The organism is Intrasporangium chromatireducens Q5-1 (assembly GCF_000576575.1).
GTDB lineage: Bacteria > Actinomycetota > Actinomycetes > Actinomycetales > Dermatophilaceae > Intrasporangium_A > Intrasporangium_A chromatireducens.
Genome location: NZ_AWQS01000425.1, coordinates 1 through 1,958, shown reverse-complemented (window position 1 = coordinate 1,958; position 1,958 = coordinate 1). Strand labels below are relative to the sequence as shown.

Sequence of the window (1,958 nt, the reverse complement as noted above, 5' to 3'; positions counted from 1 at the left end):
CCACCACCCACCACCCACCACCCGCCCCTCTGCGGGTCGATGTGTTGCCGCGGCCTATGGGCCGCGCCGATACATCGAATCGGCGGTTAGGGTGCCGAGCATGGAACTGCGGCACCTGCGCTACTTCGTCGCCGTCGCCGAGGAGCGCCATTTCGGCCGGGCCGCGCAGCGGCTGCACATGGCGCAGCCACCGCTGTCGCAGCAGATCAAGGCGCTCGAGACCGAGCTCGGCGTGCAGCTGCTCGAGCGGTCCACCCGTCGGGTCGACCTGACACCGGCGGGGGAGCGCTACCTCGAGCGGGCCCGCGCGGTGCTCGAGGCGGTCGACGTGGCGGCCGGTGAGGCCCGGCGCGTCCAGGACGGCGAGGTCGGTCATCTCCGGATCGGGTTCACGGGGTCGGCGACCTACGAGCTGCTGCCGCGGCTTGCCCGCCGGCTGCGCGAGCAGCTGCCGGGGCTCACCCTCGAGCTGACCGGCGAGATGCTGACGCCCCGTCAGGTGCGGGCCCTCAAGACGCACGAGATCGACCTGGGCTTCCTGCGCCCGCCGGTGCGGGTGCCGGACCTCGAGGTCCACGTGCTGCGCAACGAGCCGCTCGTCGCGGTCCTCCCGGAGACCCACCCGCTCGCCGAGCGGCAGAGCGTCGTGCTGGGCGACCTGCGCGACGAGGTCTTCATCTCCTACCCGTCACACCAGGCCTCGGTCACCTACGACGCCGTGCTGAGTGCCTGTGGACGAGTCGGCTTCAGCCCCAAGGAGATCCACGAGGTCGCCGAGACGTCGACGCTCGTGTCGTTCGTCGCGGCCGGGCTCGGGGTCGCCCTCGTGCCGGCCTCCGTGCAGCACCTGCAGATCACCGGGGCCGTCTATCGGCCGATCAGCGACGTGACCCACGAGGTCGGCCTGGCGATGGCGCACCGGTCGGGCGACCGGACGCCGCACATGGACCGGGTGCTGGCGCAGGTCCGCTCACTCCTCGAGGAGTGAGCGGACCTGCGCCAGCACCCGGTCCATGTGCGGCGTCCGGTCGCCCGACCGGTGCGCCATCGCCAGGCCGACCTCGTGGGTCACGTCGCTGATCGGCCGATAGACGGCCCCGGTGATCTGCAGGTGCTGCACGGAGGCCGGCACGAGGGCGACCCCGAGCCCGGCCGCGACGAACGACACGAGCGTCGACGTCTCGGCGACCTCGTGGATCTCCTTGGGGCTGAAGCCGACTCGTCCACAGGCACTCAGCACGGCGTCGTAGGTGACCGAGGCCTGGTGTGACGGGTAGGAGATGAAGACCTCGTCGCGCAGGTCGCCCAGCACGACGCTCTGCCGCTCGGCGAGCGGGTGGGTCTCCGGGAGGACCGCGACGAGCGGCTCGTTGCGCAGCACGTGGACCTCGAGGTCCGGCACCCGCACCGGCGGGCGCAGGAAGCCCAGGTCGATCTCGTGCGTCTTGAGGGCCCGCACCTGACGGGGCGTCAGCATCTCGCCGGTCAGCTCGAGGGTGAGCCCCGGCAGCTGCTCGCGCAGCCGGCGGGCAAGCCGCGGCAGCAGCTCGTAGGTCGCCGACCCCGTGAACCCGATCCGGAGATGACCGACCTCGCCGTCCTGGACGCGCCGGGCCTCACCGGCCGCCACGTCGACCGCCTCGAGCACCGCGCGGGCCCGCTCGAGGTAGCGCTCCCCCGCCGGTGTCAGGTCGACCCGACGGGTGGACCGCTCGAGCAGCTGCACGCCGAGCTCGGTCTCGAGCGCCTTGATCTGCTGCGACAGCGGTGGCTGCGCCATGTGCAGCCGCTGCGCGGCCCGGCCGAAATGGCGCTCCTCGGCGACGGCGACGAAGTAGCGCAGGTGCCGCAGTTCCATGCTCGGCACCCTAACCGCCGATTCGATGTATCGGCGCGGCCCATAGGCCGCGGCAACACATCGACCCGCAGAGGGGCGGGTGGTGGGTGGTGGGTGGTGG

General features: G+C 72.2%; 2 protein-coding genes. One reads left to right on the top strand and one right to left on the bottom strand.

Annotated features, from left to right (window positions below):
- The first annotated feature begins 100 nt into the window (after positions 1–100).
- Positions 101–988 carry a LysR substrate-binding domain-containing protein gene (locus N864_RS21880; protein ID WP_034722490.1) on the top strand — a complete coding sequence of 296 codons (888 nt, stop codon included), beginning with the start codon at positions 101–103 and terminating at the stop codon, positions 986–988.
- On the opposite strand, the gene N864_RS21875 is transcribed toward N864_RS21880, so the two are convergent.
- Positions 971–1,858 (bottom strand): LysR substrate-binding domain-containing protein, encoded by an 888-nt coding sequence (locus N864_RS21875; RefSeq protein WP_034722490.1) that lies wholly within the window; start codon positions 1,856–1,858, stop codon positions 971–973. The genes N864_RS21880 and N864_RS21875 overlap by 18 nt on opposite strands.
- Positions 1,859–1,958 lie beyond the last annotated feature (100 nt).

Bases quoted from the DNA above. Each gene is read 5' to 3' on its own strand.
- N864_RS21875 (WP_034722490.1), bottom strand. From the start codon at position 1,858: ATGGAACTGCGGCACCTGCGCTACTTCGTCGCCGTCGCCGAGGAGCGC.
- N864_RS21880 (WP_034722490.1), top strand. From the start codon at position 101: ATGGAACTGCGGCACCTGCGCTACTTCGTCGCCGTCGCCGAGGAGCGC.